The following is a 15,633-nucleotide window of genomic DNA, read 5'->3' on the forward strand; positions in this document are numbered from 1 at the left end:
GTCCCGGCGCGGAGCGTTTGCGCAGGTCCGGGCCATTGTCAGTGAGGGGGTGCACGATGGGTGCATGGTCAGGTCCGCACGCAGCCCGCTCGACGGTTTCTCCCCCGCGACCCGCAGTTGGTTCACGGGGGCGTTCTCCGCGCCCACCTCCGCGCAGGCCGGGGCGTGGCAGGCCATCGGCGAGGGCTCGGACGTGCTGGTCGTCGCGCCGACAGGCTCGGGCAAGACCCTGGCCGCGTTCCTGGCCGCCCTGGACCAACTGGCGTCGACGCCGCCGCCGGCCGACCCGAAGAAGCGCTGCCGCGTCCTGTACGTCTCGCCCCTCAAGGCCCTCGCGGTCGACGTGGAGCGCAATCTGCGCAGCCCGCTCACCGGCATCCGGCAGGAGTCGGTACGCCTGGGACTGCCGGAGCCCGAGGTGAAGGTCGGCATCCGCTCCGGGGACACGCCCCCGGCCGAGCGCCGCGCCCTGTCGACCCGGCCGCCGGACATTCTGATCACGACTCCCGAGTCGCTGTTCCTGATGCTCACGTCCGCCGCGCGTGACGCGCTCACGGGCATCGAGACGGTGATTCTCGACGAGGTGCACGCGGTCGCGGGCACCAAGCGTGGCGCCCATCTCGCACTGTCCCTGGAGCGGCTCGACGAGCTGCTGCCCCGGCCCGCCCGCCGGATCGGCCTGTCCGCGACGGTCCGTCCTGTCGACGAGGTGGCGCGTTATCTGTCGCCGCAGCGCAAAGTGGAGATCGTCCAGCCGCGCTCGGGCAAGGAGTTCGACCTCTCGGTGGTCGTCCCCGTGGAGGACCTGGGCGAGCTCGGCGGCTCACCCGTCGCCGACTCCGACCAGGCCGCGGAGCGCCCGTCCATCTGGCCGCATGTCGAGGAGCGCATCGCCGACCTGGTCCAGTCGCACCGCTCGACGATCGTCTTCGCCAACTCCCGCCGCCTGGCCGAGCGCCTGTGCAACCGGCTGAACGAGATCGCGTACGAGCGGGCGACGGGCGAGGCCCTCCCCGAGGACCACGCGCCGGCCGAGCTGATGGGCGGCTCGGGCGCGGCGAACGGAGCGCCGGCGGTCATCGCCCGCGCCCACCACGGATCGGTCTCCAAGGAGCAGCGCGCCCTCGTCGAGGAGGACCTGAAGGCGGGCCGGCTGCCCGCCGTGGTCGCCACGTCCAGCCTCGAGCTGGGCATCGACATGGGCGCGGTGGACCTCGTCGTCCAGGTGGAGTCCCCGCCCTCCGTGGCGTCCGGCCTCCAGCGCGTGGGCCGTGCGGGACACCAGGTGGGCGCGGTCTCCACAGGCGTCGTCTTCCCGAAGTACCGGGGCGACCTCGTCCAGGCGGCCGTGGTCACCGAACGGATGCGCACGGGCTCCATCGAGTCCCTCCGTATCCCCGCCAACCCTCTGGACGTGCTGGCCCAGCAGCTCGTCGCGATCACGGCGCTCGACACCTGGCAGGTGGACGACCTGCTCGCGCTCGTCCGCCGCGCGGCCCCCTTCGCATCGCTGCCGGAGTCAGCGTTCACCGGCGTCCTCGACATGCTCGCCGGGCGCTATCCCTCCGACGCGTTCGCCGAGCTGCGCCCTCGCGTGGTGTGGGACCGCATCGCAGGCACCGTCACCGGACGCCCCGGTGCCCAGCGCCTGGCCGTCACCTCCGGGGGCACGATCCCGGACCGCGGCCTCTTCGGGGTGTTCCTCGCCGGATCCGACCCCAAGAAGGGCGGCGGCCGGGTGGGCGAGCTCGACGAGGAGATGGTCTACGAGTCCCGGGTGGGCGACGTGTTCACCCTCGGCACGAGTTCCTGGCGCATCGAGGACATCACGCGCGATCGCGTACTGGTCTCCCCCGCACCCGGCGTCCCGGGCCGACTCCCGTTCTGGAAGGGCGACCAGCTCGGCCGGCCGCTGGAACTGGGTCGCGCGGTGGGCGCGTTCCTGCGCGAGGTCGGCTCCCTGTCCCCGGAGGACGCGCGGCTCCGGCTGCTCACGGCGGGCCTCGACGCATGGGCCGCGGACAATGTGCTGGCCTATCTGTCCGAGCAGCGCGAGGCCTGCGGCCACATCCCGGACGACCGCACCATCGTGGTCGAGCGGTTCCGTGACGAGCTGGGCGACTGGCGGGTCGTCGTGCACTCCCCCTTCGGCGCGCAGGTGCACGCACCCTGGGCGCTCGCTCTCGGGGCCAGGCTCGGCGAGAAGTACGGCATGGACGCCCAGGTCATGCACGCCGACGACGGCATCGTCCTGCGCCTTCCCGACGCCGATCTCATGAGCCTCGACCTCCTGGACCAGGAGCCCGCCAGGGCCGGTTCGGAGTACGACGCCGACCAGGCCCCCCTCGGGGCCGCCGACGTCGCCTTCGACAAGGGCGACGTCAGCCAGATCGTCACCGACCAGGTCGGCGGATCGGCCCTGTTCGCCGCCCGCTTCCGCGAGTGCGCGGCCCGCGCCCTGCTGCTGCCCCGCCGCAACCCCGGCAAGCGCACCCCCCTGTGGCAGCAGCGCCAACGCGCCTCCCAACTCCTCCAGGTGGCGAGCGAGTTCGGTTCGTTCCCCATCGTCCTCGAAGCCGTGCGGGAGTGCCTCCAGGACGTCTTCGACGTGCCCGGCCTCGCCGAGCTGATGGGTGACATCGAGTCCCGCAAGGTCCGCCTCGTCGAGGTGACCACCCCGGAGGCCTCCCCGTTCGCCCGCTCCCTTCTGTTCGGCTACGTCGCCCAGTTCCTGTACGAGGGCGACTCCCCGCTCGCCGAGCGGCGCGCCGCCGCTCTGTCGCTGGACTCGCGGCTGCTCGCCGAACTGCTCGGCCAGGCCGAGCTGCGCGAGCTCCTCGACGCGGACGTGCTCGCCGAGCTGGAGCAGGAACTCCAGTGGCGCACCGACGACCGCCGCATCAAGGACGTCGAGGGCGTCGCCGACCTGTTGCGCGTCCTCGGGCCGCTCACCGACGCCGAATTGGCGGAGCGGGGCGCCGAGCCGGGGTGGGCCCCGGAGCTGGCGTCCGCCCGCCGCGCCATCCGGGTCCGTATCGCGGGAGCCGACCACTGGGCGGCGATCGAGGACGCGGGCCGGCTGCGAGACGCGCTCGGCACAGCGCTGCCGGTCGGCGTACCCGAGGCGTTCACGGAGCCCGTCAAGGATCCCCTGGGCGACCTTCTCGCCCGGTACGCGCGCACGCACGGCCCGTTCACCTCCGCCGCGGCCGCCGCCCGCTTCGGTCTCGGCGCGGCGGTCACGGACGGCGCCCTGCAACGCCTGGCGGCGAACGGGCGGGTGGTGCAAGGCGAGTTCCATCCGGCGGGCATCGGCCAGGAGTGGTGCGACGCGACGGTGCTCCGCCGTCTGCGCCGGCGTTCGCTCGCGGCCCTGCGGCACGAACTGGAGCCGGTCCCGCCCGCCGCCCTCGCCCAATTCCTGCCCCAGTGGCAGCACTTGGGCGGACACGGGCTGCGCGGCGTGGACGGTCTGGTGCGTGCGGTCGAGCAGTTGCAGGGCGCGTCCGTACCGGCGTCCGCCCTGGAGAAGCTCGTCCTGCCGTCGCGAGTCTCGGGTTACGCGCCCGCGATGCTCGACGAACTCACGGCTTCGGGCGAGGTCGTGTGGGCGGGCGCGGGTTCCCTGCCCGGCAAGGACGGCTGGGTCTCCCTGTACCTGGCAGACACGGCACCCCTCCTGCTCCCCGCGCCGCACCCCCTGGAGCTCACCGCTCTCCACCAGTCCGTCCTGGACACGCTCTCCGGTGGCTACGGCCTGTTCTTCCGTCAGATCGCCGACCAGGTCCGCGCGACGACGCACCCCGATGCCACCGATCCCCAACTGGCGGACACGCTCTGGGATCTGGCCTGGTCCGGGCGGCTCACGAACGACACGCTGGCCCCGATGCGCTCGCTTCTGGGATCGGGCCGCACCGCGGGTTCCACGGCTCACCGCGCCCGCCGCGCGATCCCGCGCGGGCGCTACGGAGGCCTCACCGCCGCCGCGCGGACCGCCTCCCGATCGGGCCCGCCGACCGTCGCGGGCCGCTGGTCGCTGCTGCCCGCAGCCGACCCCGACCCGACGGTGCGCGCCCACGCCCTGGCCCGCACGCTCCTCGACCGGCACGGCGTGGTGACCCGGGGCGCCGTCGCCGCGGAAGGCGTGGAAGGCGGCTTCTCCGCGGTGTACCGCATCCTGTCCGCCTTCGAGGACAGCGGCCAGGCCCGGCGGGGGTACGTCGTCGAGGGCCTCGGCGCCGCGCAGTTCGCGATGGACGGCGCGGTGGACCGCCTGCGCGCGGCCGCTAACGCCCGCGATCGCGGCGACGTCCCGCCGGACCCCTACGCAGGCCTGCCCGGCCCGCCCGCGAACCCCACGACCGACGCGTCGGCGTCCTGGGACCCCTCATGGCCCACGGCCACCGGGCCGCACGCCGCCCCGGACTTCCCCCCGGACTTCGCGGAACACGACGCCTGGCCCGCACCCGGCCACCCCGGCTCCGGCCTCGGCACCGGCTCCGGCTCCGGTCGCGCCCCGCGCCGCCGCAGAGCCGCTTCCAGAGCCGTCGTCCTCGCCGCCGCCGACCCGGCGAACGCCTATGGGGCGGCCCTGCCCTGGCCCGACTCCCCCACCGGTGCCGGACACAAGCCGGGCCGCAAGGCGGGCTCCCTGGTCGTGCTCGTCGACGGCGAGCTGACCCTGTACATGGAGCGTGGCGGCAAGACCCTGCTCGCCTGGCCCGCATCAGAGGGCGACGCCGGCGCGCTGACCGCCGCCGACATGGCCGAGGACTCCCGGCTGCCCGCCGCCGCGGAGGCACTGGCCGACGCCGCCAAGGCGGGCTCCCTCGGCACGATCACCGTGGAGCGGATCAACGGCTCAGCCGCTCTGACCTCCCCGTTCTCTTCACTCCTGGAAGCGGCCGGCTTCCACGCAACCCCGCGAGGCCTACGCCTGCGCGCGTAGCCCCGCCCCGTCACCGAACACGCCCATCCCGACCTCCACCACTTCACTCCGAACCCGCACCGGACCCCATCCCTCCCCACCACCTCACCCCGAACCCGCACCGGACCCCGTCCCTCCCCACCGCACCGGCCCACGCCACCCACCCCACCTCAGCGACCCGTGCCACCCTTGACCCATGCCCGAAGGAGACACCGTCCTGCAGACCGCCCGGCGTCTGCACACCGCCCTCGCGGGCCAGGTGCTCATCCGCTCCGACCTGCGCGTCCCCCGCTTCGCCACGGCCGACCTGACCGGCCGCACCGTCCTCGACGTCACCCCGCGCGGCAAGCACCTCCTCACCCGCATCGAGGGCGGCCTCACCCTTCACTCGCACCTCCGCATGGACGGCTCCTGGAAGGTGTACGGACCGGGCGAGCGGTGGACCGGTGGCCCCGGCCACCAGATCCGCGCGATCCTCGGCAACGCCACCCGCACCGCGGTGGGCTACCGCCTCCCCGTCCTCGAACTCCTGCGCACGGCCGACGAGAACAAGGTGGTCGGCCACCTCGGCCCCGACCTGCTCGGTCCGGACTGGGACGCCGCCACGGCCCTTCGCAACCTCCTCCGCGACCCGGCCCGCGCCCTCGGCGAGGCGCTCCTCGACCAGCGCAATCTCGCGGGTATCGGCAACGTCTACAAGTCCGAGCTGTGCTTCCTCCTCCAGGTCACGCCATGGCTGCCGGTCGGCGACCTCCCCGACGACACCGCCGCCCGCCTCCCCGAACTCGCCAAGAAGCTCCTCGAAGCCAATCGCGACCGCCCCGCGCGCGTCACAACCGGCAGCGGCCGCCCCGGCCAGCGGCTCTACGTCTACGGCCGGGCGCCCCGCCCCTGCCTGCGCTGCCGCACCCCTGTCCGCGTGGCAGACCAGGGCGACGGCTCCCGCGAACGCCCCACCTACTGGTGCCCCTTCTGCCAACACGGCCCGGCCCCGCGCCCCTACGCCAAGCAGCCCCCCACCAGATGACACAGCCTCACGAGATAGCCACTACGCGCTAATTGACGATCCGTCAGAAATGCTCGTACGGTCCCCTCATGCCCGTCACCGCGTACGACCTCACCGGACGCACCGCATTCGTCACCGGCGCCGCGAGCGGCATCGGACGCGCCTCCGCCCTGCTCCTGGCCGACGCCGGAGCCACTGTGCACTGCGCCGACCGCGACGCGCAGGGCCTGCACGAGACGGCGACGCTGATCAAGACCAGAGGAGGCACGGCCCGCACGCACCCCCTCGACGTCGCGGACCGCACCCAGCTCGCCGAGGCGGTGGCGGCGGCCGTCGACGCGACGGGCCGCCTCGACGTCATGGCCGCGATCGCCGGGATCATGCACAGCAGCCCCGTCCTGGAGACCCGCGACGAGGACCTCGACCGTGTCCTCGGCATCAATTTCAAGGGCGTGCTGTACGCCTGTCAGGAGGCCGCCCGCGCCATGATCGCGACGGGCACACGCGGCAGCATCGTCACCATGGCCTCGGGGGCCGTGGACACCGGCGGCCCGGGACTGCTCTGCTACGGCGTCTCGAAGGCCGCCGTCGTCCAGCTGACGAAGACCCTGGCGACCGAGGTCGGTCCGCGGGGCATCCGTGTCAACGCGGTCGCGCCCGGCTGGATCCGTACGCCCATGACCGGCCGGCACGACGCGTCGGAGCAGTCGCACACCGAGGCCGTGATGGTCCGGATGTCCCCACTGGGCCGCGTGGGCGAGGCGGACGACATCGCGCACGCCGTCCTGCACCTGGCATCGGACGCGTCATCGTTCACGACAGGCCAGATCCTCCGCCCGAACGGCGGCGTCGCCATGCCCTGGTAAGCCACCCGCCCCCGGCCCCCGCGGACCGCATCTCCCCCGCAGAAGTCCCGCCCCGCCCCGCACCCCCCACAGACGCTCCACCGGCCCCCGCCGCTCCCACAGACGCTCCAGGGGGCCGGATCGGCCCCACTGAAGTCCCACCCGGCCGTACGGATCCCACCGCCCCCGCCGCCCGCGACTTGGGCACAGCGTGCACGGGCAGCAGGCTCAGCCCCCACCCACCGGCCGCCACGGCCCCCTCGAAGGCACCCGCGTCCGGCGAGAAGGCCAGACGCAGCAGGCCCCACCACCACAGCGCCCCGAAGGCCACAGCCGGTATCCAGCGCGCGGTCCGCCACACCCCGGCCGGTATTCCGCGCACGGTCCGCCACGCCACGGCCGCCACCTCCTGCCCGATGCCGGATCGGATCGAACCCGAATGCCGGCGCCACCCGGCGGCAGGGCGGCCCCGGAGGCGTTCCCGCACTCCGAAGGCGCTCCCGCGCACGTCGAAATCCCCTTCACCATGGCATGAATGCCCTGATGCGGGCATGTTGAGCCCGCCCGGCGCCGCCCTGGGCCCGCCACTCCAGGCGCCCCACATCGCCTCCCAGCCTCCCTGGCCCGCGCGCCACTCGACATACGAGAGCCTCCTCGACATGCAAGAGACCCGACATGCAAAAGCCCCGGCCGATCTCCCGGCCGGGGCTTTCACACACTTATGAGTGACACCTGCACGAGGCGCCACGCCGCGTGGGGTCACGCAGCGACGACGTCCACCGCTTCCGCAGGCGCCTTGATGGTCACCCGTTCCGGTGGGACACCGGCCACGGAGACGGAATTGAGCCGCGGGCGAACCGGTGCGGGCACCGGATCAGTAGCCGCTGCCGACAAGGCCAGCTCGGCGAGAGCGAGCTCGTCGCTCACCTCGCGCATGAGCTCGGACATCCGTACGTCAAGCGCGTCGCAAATAGCGGACAGCAGCTCGGAGGATGCCTCCTTCTGCCCCCGCTCCACCTCGGAGAGATAGCCGAGCGAGACTCGGGCGGACGAGGAGACTTCGCGCAGAGTACGGCCCTGGCGCTGGCGCTGCCGACGCAGCACGTCACCCAGCAGGCGACGGAGCAGAATCATCGGTGGCTCCCTCCTCGGACCGCGTAGCCGCATCCTTCACGCCCCACCGTACCGCCTTGCGCCGCGGCCGTGCGGGGAGCGATGTCGTGTTCACTCAGGGCTGTAAACATCAAAACCCCCCGTTCTGTTCCGTATCCTGTGCCCGCTCATTCTCTGCGCGTTCGCTCAAGACCTGCTCAAGGAGCAGCTCAAGCACACTCCGTACACTCTCCATACGGATTTCCGAACGGCCGCCGTTCAACCGCAACGCGGCCACTTTCCGGCTACGAGCGAAACTGCCGGCCCGTGCCCCGGACCGCTCAACCGCAGTGCCGGCTCCCGCGTCAGCCCCTCCGGAACCCGCCTCGAAGGCGAGGGGATTCCCCGGACCGGCGACGGCCACGAAGACCGTCCCCACCGGCTGCCCGTCCTGCTCGTCGGGCCCGGCGACGCCTGTGGTCGCGATCCCCCAGTCCGCGCCGAGGACCCTGCGCACCCCGGTCGCCATCTGCAGGGCGACCTCGGGATCCACCGCCCCGCGCTCGGCCAGGAGAGTGCCGTCGACGCCCAGGACGTCCCGTTTCAGCTCGGTCGCGTACGAGGTCACGGATCCGCGGAAGACGCGCGAGGCGCCCGGCACCGAGGTGATGTCCGCCGCCACGAGGCCGCCGGTGAGCGACTCGGCGACCGCGAGGGTCTCGCCGCGCTCGGCGAGCAGCCGGAGCACCACGGCGGCGGTGACGAGGCCGTCCGCCCCCTCACCGCCGACCGCTCCGGACGTCACTGCTCCGCCGCCGCCTCACGTTCGTCGCGGGCGGCACGCTCGGCCGCCATGCCCTGCCGGCGCAGCACCACGGCCTGCTTCACGTAGTCGAGGCCGGTGAGCACGGTCAGCGCGACCGCCACCGCCATCACCCAGAACCGGAAGGTGGCCAGCGGCCCGGTCAGCGCCAGGACGTACATCCCGACCGCCGTGCCCTGGGCGAGGGTCTTCATCTTGCCGCCGCGACTGGCCGGGATCACCCCGTACCGGATGACCCAGAAGCGCAGCAGGGTGATGCCGAGCTCACGCCCGAGGATCACTCCCGTCACCCACCAGGGCAGGTCGCCGAGGCTCGAGAGACAGATGAGCGCCGCCCCCATGATCGCCTTGTCGGCGATGGGGTCGGCGATCTTCCCGAAGTCCGTGACCAGGTTGTACGTGCGCGCCAGATGTCCGTCGAAGACGTCCGTGATCATGGCGACGGCGAAGGCCGCCCAGGCCCAGGCGCGCCAGACGGGGTCGTAGCCGCCGTCGGCGAGCATGAGCGCCACGAAACCCGGCACAAGAACGAGCCGGAGCATGGTCAGGATGTTCGCGATGTTCCACAGGCTGGCCTGGTTGACGGCCGCAGCGCCCAACTTGCCGCCGGGCGCCGGCCTACCGGAACCGCCCGTGGCGGATGCCGGGACTCCGGTCATCTGCCCGCCTCCTCAGAACACTCGAGCGGCTCGGCGACCAGGTCGACGCCCTGGGTGCCGATCACCTTTGCCTCGACGATACGGCCCACGGTCAGGCCCTCGCTGCTGGTGAGCAGCACCTGTCCGTCCGTCTCGGGAGCCTGGTGCTCGCCGCGCCCGACGGCACCGTCCTCGTCGTCGATGGACTCGACGAGCACGTGGACCGCCTCGCCGACGCGCTCGTCCGCGCGCTGCGAGACCAGTTCCTCGGCGAGTCGCGACACGCGCGCGAGGCGCTCGGCGACGACGTCCTCGTCGAGCTTGTGCTCGTACGTCGCCGCTTCCGTGCCCTCCTCGTCGGAGTAGCCGAAGACGCCGATCGCGTCGAGGCGGGCGCCGGTGAGGAAGCGCTCCAGCTCGGCCAGGTCGGCCTCGCTCTCGCCCGGGAAGCCCACGATGAAGTTCGACCGGACACCGGCCTGCGGCGCCTTGTCGCGGATCGTGGACAGCAGGTCGAGGAAGCGGTCGGTGTCCCCGAAGCGCCGCATGGAGCGCAGCACGGCGGGCGCAGAGTGCTGGAACGAGAGATCGAAGTAAGGAACGACCTTGTCGGTGCCCGTGAGGACGTCGATGAGGCCGGGGCGCATCTCGGCGGGCTGCAGATAGCTGACGCGTACCCGCTCGATCCCGTCGACGGCGGCCAGCTCGGGCAGCAGCGTCTCCAGGAGCCGGATGTCACCGAGGTCCTTGCCGTACGAGGTGTTGTTCTCGGAGACGAGCATGACCTCCTTGACGCCCTGCTCGGCGAGCCAGCGCGTCTCGCCGAGGACGTCGCTGGGCCGGCGCGAGATGAAGGAGCCGCGGAAGGACGGGATGGCGCAGAACGTGCAGCGACGGTCGCAGCCGGATGCCAGCTTCACCGAGGCGACGGGGTTCGTCCCGAGGCGACGGCGCAGCGGGGCGCGGGGGCCGGACGCGGGCGCGAGACCCTCGGGCAGGTCCACGGGGGCGTGTCCGGGCAGCGCCACCTCGGCGCCCGCGTCCTGCCGCTCGGCAGGGCTGATCGGCAGCAGCTTGCGCCGGTCACGCGGGGTGTGCGAGGCGTGGATGCCGCCGTTGAGGATGGTCTGGAGCCGGTCGGAGATGTCGGCGTAGTCGTCGAAGCCGAGCACGCCGTCGGCCTCGGGGAGGGCTTCCGCCAGGTCCTTGCCGTACCGCTCGGCCATGCAGCCGACGGCCACGACGGCCTGGGTTCTGCCATGACCCTTGAGGTCATTGGCTTCGAGAAGGGCGTCGACGGAGTCCTTCTTGGCGGCTTCCACGAAGCCACAGGTGTTGACGACAGCGACGTCTGCGGCCTCGGCGTCCTCGACGAGCTCCCAGCCGTCCGCCTCCAAGCGGCCTGCGAGCTCCTCCGAGTCCACCTCGTTACGGGCGCAGCCAAGAGTGACAAGGGCGACGGTACGGCGTTCGGGCATGGGCTCAAGACTACTTCGTCCCACCGACAGCACCGCCCGCGAGGGTTACCCGGAGATCATCGCCGGGCAACCTCCCGCTCATCCGACCTCGGGATCACCCTTGGTGTAGGTGAGGCGCTCGACCTGTCCGGGCTCGAACTCGTTGTCCACCTGCTTGCCGTTCACGTACAGCTGGATGGCGCCCGCGTCGCCGAGGACGAGGTCGACCTTCTGGTTGTCCTGGAAGGTCTTCGACTCGCCCTCTTCGAGCAGGCCGTCGAACATGATCCGTCCGTTGTGGTCCTTCGCGGAGATCCAGCTGCGCCCGTCCGCCGCGTTGATCTTGACGGTGACCTTGTCGCGGGGCGCGGCAGCGATCGCGCTGTCGGTCGGGTCGGGCTTGGGGTCGGTGGGCTTGGTGGCCTTGGGGGTCTGCGTGGGCTTGGGCTTGCCGCTGGCCGGTGTCGCACCCTCGGCGGCCTGCTGCTTGGATCCGTCGTCGTCGCTGCCGCCGAACGCGGTGAAGCCGACGAAGCCGATCACCGCGACGATCGCGGCGACCATGGCCGCCGTCCAGTTCGGCCGGCGCGGCTCGGACCTGATCCGCTCGGCCTCGAACAGCGGAGCGGCCGGAGTCGGCGCGGGCCGCCCACCGTGCTCGTCGGCGTACTGGGCGAGCAGCGGCTCGGGGTCGACGCCCACGGCGCGCGCGAGGGTCCGGACGTGACCGCGGGCGTAGACGTCGCCGCCGCACCGCGAGAAGTCGTCGTCCTCGATCGCCTGCACGATCGGGATGCGTACTCGGGTGGACGTGCTGACTTCGTCGACGGTCATCCCGGCGTCTTCGCGCGCCTGACGGAGGGCGGTTCCGATCGAGGGGCGGTCGTCCGAGGGCATGGGCGCCTGCTCGACGGCCGGCGGGGTCGTCGCGCGAACGTCATCCGAAGGACGGTCGTCTTCAGGGGAGTTGCCGATGGACACGGGGGGCGCCTTTCGAGCGTGTAACCACCTGCTGGAGGTTCAGTCTAGGGGGGGTACGAAAGGGTGGGGCAACCGGGCGGTGAGACCTTTACGCCATCGGAATGGCCGGGCACGAAGGCCGGTCACCCCAATGCTGGGACACGTACCTGTTCCCTCCCTCAACTTGACGTACGCGGAGGGGAAACGGTTGCCTCACGCTCCCTTACGAGTGAGCGTCGATCGCGAGTGTGAGCCGTCCGTTCGTCCTGCGGGGCGCGCGCTGTCCCTTCGACGCGCGCCTCAGGGTTGAGCCTCCCCGCGGATCACGGCGAGCACTCCATCCAGTTCGTCAGGCTTCACAAGAACGTCACGTGCCTTCGAACCCTCGCTCGGCCCCACGATGTTCCGCGACTCCATGAGGTCCATGAGCCGCCCGGCCTTCGCAAAGCCGACGCGCAGCTTGCGCTGGAGCATCGACGTGGAACCGAACTGCGTGGAAACGACCAGCTCAGCGGCCTGGCACAGCAGGTCGAGGTCGTCGCCGATGTCCTCGTCGATCTCCTTCTTCTGCTTGGTCCCGACGGTGACGTCGTCCCTGAAGACGGGCGCCATCTGGTCCTTGCAGTGCTGGACGACGGCGTGGATCTCGTCCTCGGTGACGAAGGCGCCCTGCATACGGGTGGGCTTGTTCTGGCCCATCGGCAGGTACAGCCCGTCGCCCTTGCCGATCAGCTTCTCGGCGCCGGGCTGGTCGAGGATGACGCGGCTGTCGGCGAGCGAGGAGGTGGCGAACGCGAGCCGGGAGGGAACGTTGGCCTTGATGAGGCCGGTGACGACGTCGACCGACGGGCGCTGGGTGGCGAGCACCAGGTGGATGCCCGCCGCACGCGCGAGCTGCGTGATACGCACGATCGAGTCCTCGACGTCCCGCGGCGCGACCATCATCAGGTCCGCGAGCTCGTCGACGATGACCAGCAGATACGGGTACGTCTTCAGCTCGCGCTCGCTGCCCTCGGGCGTCTTGAGCTTGCCGTCGCGGATCGCCTGGTTGAAGTCGTCGATGTGCCGGTATCCGAACGCCGCGAGGTCGTCGTAGCGCAGGTCCATCTCGCGCACGACCCACTGCAGCGCCTCGGCGGCCCGCTTGGGGTTGGTGATGATCGGCGTGATCAGGTGCGGGATGCCCTCGTACGCGGTGAGCTCGACGCGCTTGGGGTCCACGAGGACCATGCGCACGTCCTCGGGGGTCGCCCGGCACATGATCGAGGTGATCAGGCCGTTGATGCAGGAGGACTTTCCGGAGCCGGTGGCCCCGGCGACGAGGATGTGCGGCATCTTGGCCATGTTGGCCATGACGTAGCCGCCCTCGACGTCCTTGCCGAGCGCGACGAGCATCGGGTGGTCGTCCTCGGCCGCGTCGGCGAGGCGCAGGACGTCACCCACGTTGACCATTTCGCGGTCGGTGTTCGGGATCTCGATGCCCACGGCGGACTTGCCGGGGATGGGCGAGATGATCCGGACGTCCGGGGACGCGACGGCGTAGGCGATGTTCTTGGCCAGCGCCGTGATCTTCTCGACCTTCACGGCGGGGCCGAGCTCGATCTCGTAGCGGGTGACCGTCGGGCCGCGCGTGAAACCGGTGACGTGGGCGTCGACCTTGAACTCGGAGAAGACGTTCGACAGCGAGTCGACGACGGCGTCGTTGGCCGCGCTGCGTGACTTGCCGGGGCCGCCGCGCTCCAGGAGGTCGAGCGACGGCAGCGAGTACGTGATGTCGCCGGACAGCTGGAGCTGCTCGGCGCGCGGCGGGAGGTCGCGCGGGGCGTCGGGGGCGGACTTCGTCAGGTCGGGCACGCCGGCCTTGGCCGCCGCGGCCGCGGGCTCAGGTTCCGGCTCCTTGGCCTCCTTCGCCGGGGCCTTCGCCCGCGCGGTGGGCACCGGCGCCGTGCGCTCCGGAGCGCTCTCCCGCTCCGTACCGACCCCCTGCGTCAGATCGGCGACCAGCGGCGACGGGGGCATGCCGTGCAGCACGGCCCCGTCGAGCGCGGCAGCGGCCGCCGCGGCCACGTCGACCGCGTCCATGGGCCGGGTCACGACGGGCTGCACAGGGGTGCGCCGGGGCCTGCGCCGCTTGGAGAGCGCCTCCTGCTCCGCCTGGTCGGGGTCGTACGTCTCGGGGTCCGCCGGGCGCCGCCTGGAGCGCGCGGGCAGGGACTCGCGCCACTGGTCGTCGTAGCGCTCGTCGTCGTCCGCCGCACCGAGCACGTCGTCCACCGGGTCCGGATGAACGACGCCGAGCTTCAGGCCGAGCAGCCTCAGTCGCTGCGGAATCGCGTTCACGGGCGTCGCGGTGACCACGAGCAGCCCGAAGACGGTCAGCAGGACGAGGAGCGGTACCGCGAGCACCTCGCCCATGGTGAAGCTCAACGGGGTGGAGGCGCCCCAGCCGATGAGCCCTCCGGCGTCCCTTATGGCCTGCATGCCGTCGGCGCGGGCGGGTGAGCCGCAGGCGATGTGGACCTGGCCGAGTACGCCGATGACGAGCGCGGACAGGCCGATCACGATGCGCCCGTTGGCCTCGGGCTTCTCGGGGTGCCGGATGAGGCGTACGGCGATGCCACCGAGCAGCAGTGGCACGAGCAGGTCGAGGCGGCCGAACGCGCCCGTGACGAGCATTTCGACGAGGTCCCCGACGGGTCCGCGCAGATTCGACCAGGTGCCCGCCGCGACGATCAGCGCCAGACCGAGGAGGAGGAGCGCGAGCCCGTCCTTGCGGTGCGCCGGGTCGAGCCCTTTGGCACCACGGCCTATGCCGCGGAACATCGCGCCCACACTGTGCGCGACGCCCAGCCAGAGCGCCCGTGCGAGCCGGTACACGCCCCCGGTGGGGCTGGGCACCGGCTTGGGCGCCGGCTTCTTCGCCGCGGCTTTCCTCGGGGGCGCCTTCTTGGCCGCGGGCTTCTTCGCGGCCGTCTTCTTGGCAGGGGCCTTCTTCGCCGGAGCCTTGGTCGGCGCGGCCGCCTTCTTCGCGGGCGTCTTCTTGGCTGCGGGACGTGAGGCCATGAGTGCGAGGTTACCGGTGGAGACCACTGCGGACACGTGTGCCCACTGCTTCACCCGTCCGTGTCGCGGATCGGTGTGCCCGGAGGTGACGATTCCTCAAATGGTGGGCGGCTGCTCAGTTCTGCGAAGGAAGTGACGGTGCGCCGCTTCCCGTACCGGGCTCCAAGGCGTCAAGAGCGCGGCGCAGCCCGGTGAGTTTACGTTCGAGATGCGCGGCCGTGGCGACCGCGGCAGCGTCGGCCGACTCGTCGTCGAGCTGTTTCGAGAGCGCCTCGGCCTGCTCCTCAACGGCCGCGAGCCGCGCGGAGAGTTCGGCCAGCAGCCCGGCCGGCTCCTTGGAGTCGCCGACGTCGGACTTCCCGCCACCCTCCAGCTGGAGCCGCAGCAGGGCCGCCTGCTCCCGCAGTTGACAGTTCTTCATGTACAGCTCGACGAAGACCGAGACCTTCGCGCGCAGGACCCACGGGTCGAACGGCTTCGAGATGTAGTCCACCGCACCGGCCGCGTACCCACGGAACGTGTGGTGTGGTCCGTGGTTGATGGCCGTCAGGAAGATGATCGGGATGTCTCGTGTCCGCTCCCGGCGCTTGATGTGCGCCGCGGTTTCGAAACCGTCCATTCCCGGCATCTGGACATCCAGCAGAATGACCGCGAAATCGTCCGTGAGCAGCGCTTTGAGTGCTTCCTCCCCGGACGATGCCCGCACCAGTGTCTGATCGAGCGCGGAGAGGATGGCCTCCAGCGCCAGCAGATTCTCCGGCCGGTCATCGACCAGGAGGATCTTGGCCTTCTGCACCATGGCCCGCCCTCCTCGCCCCGGCA

At 71.7% G+C, this 15,633-nt stretch carries 10 protein-coding genes; 3 read left to right on the forward strand and 7 right to left on the reverse strand.

Annotated features, from left to right (window positions below; translation table 11 throughout):
* Nucleotides 1–64: 64 nt before the first annotated feature.
* From OHO83_RS15095 to OHO83_RS15105, 3 genes are all read left to right on the forward strand, one after another.
* Entirely contained in the window at nucleotides 65–4,948 is a 4,884-nt protein-coding gene (locus tag OHO83_RS15095) for an ATP-dependent helicase (RefSeq protein ID WP_330279617.1), read from the forward strand.
* A gap of 175 nt (nucleotides 4,949–5,123) precedes the next feature.
* Nucleotides 5,124–5,954 carry an Fpg/Nei family DNA glycosylase gene (locus tag OHO83_RS15100; RefSeq protein ID WP_266674824.1) on the forward strand — a complete coding sequence of 277 codons (831 nt, stop codon included), beginning with the start codon at nucleotides 5,124–5,126 and terminating at the stop codon, nucleotides 5,952–5,954.
* A gap of 68 nt (nucleotides 5,955–6,022) precedes the next feature.
* Nucleotides 6,023–6,799, forward strand: coding sequence for an SDR family NAD(P)-dependent oxidoreductase (locus tag OHO83_RS15105; RefSeq protein WP_330279618.1), 777 nt, complete (start codon nucleotides 6,023–6,025; stop codon nucleotides 6,797–6,799).
* A 738-nt stretch (nucleotides 6,800–7,537) separates the two neighbouring features.
* Here the strand turns inward: OHO83_RS15105 and OHO83_RS15115 are convergent.
* From OHO83_RS15115 to OHO83_RS15145, 7 genes are all read right to left on the reverse strand, one after another.
* Nucleotides 7,538–7,912 (reverse strand): helix-turn-helix domain-containing protein, encoded by a 375-nt coding sequence (locus tag OHO83_RS15115; protein WP_266674822.1) that lies wholly within the window; start codon nucleotides 7,910–7,912, stop codon nucleotides 7,538–7,540.
* A 109-nt stretch (nucleotides 7,913–8,021) separates the two neighbouring features.
* Complete coding sequence (locus tag OHO83_RS15120) at nucleotides 8,022–8,675, reverse strand: CinA family protein (protein ID WP_266674821.1); 654 nt, start codon at nucleotides 8,673–8,675, stop codon at nucleotides 8,022–8,024.
* Nucleotides 8,672–9,352: a CDP-diacylglycerol--glycerol-3-phosphate 3-phosphatidyltransferase gene (gene pgsA / locus OHO83_RS15125; protein ID WP_116509142.1), complete on the reverse strand. Its 681-nt coding sequence runs from the start codon at nucleotides 9,350–9,352 to the stop codon at nucleotides 8,672–8,674. Before pgsA ends, OHO83_RS15120 begins: the two co-directional genes overlap by 4 nt.
* Entirely contained in the window at nucleotides 9,349–10,809 is a 1,461-nt protein-coding gene (rimO, locus tag OHO83_RS15130; protein ID WP_266674820.1) for a 30S ribosomal protein S12 methylthiotransferase RimO, read from the reverse strand. The genes pgsA and rimO overlap by 4 nt, the downstream gene beginning before the upstream one ends.
* Before the next feature lie 78 nt (nucleotides 10,810–10,887).
* Entirely contained in the window at nucleotides 10,888–11,769 is an 882-nt protein-coding gene (locus OHO83_RS15135) for a helix-turn-helix domain-containing protein (RefSeq protein ID WP_266674819.1), read from the reverse strand.
* Nucleotides 11,770–12,048: 279 nt separating this feature from the next.
* On the reverse strand, nucleotides 12,049–14,811 hold the full coding sequence (locus tag OHO83_RS15140; protein ID WP_266674818.1) for a DNA translocase FtsK: 2,763 nt from the start codon (nucleotides 14,809–14,811) through the stop codon (nucleotides 12,049–12,051).
* 115 nt (nucleotides 14,812–14,926) lie between these two features.
* Entirely contained in the window at nucleotides 14,927–15,610 is a 684-nt protein-coding gene (locus tag OHO83_RS15145) for a response regulator (protein ID WP_116509145.1), read from the reverse strand.
* Nucleotides 15,611–15,633: the final 23 nt, after the last annotated feature.

It is taken from the genome of Streptomyces sp. NBC_00569 (assembly GCF_036345255.1).
Taxonomy (GTDB): domain Bacteria; phylum Actinomycetota; class Actinomycetes; order Streptomycetales; family Streptomycetaceae; genus Streptomyces.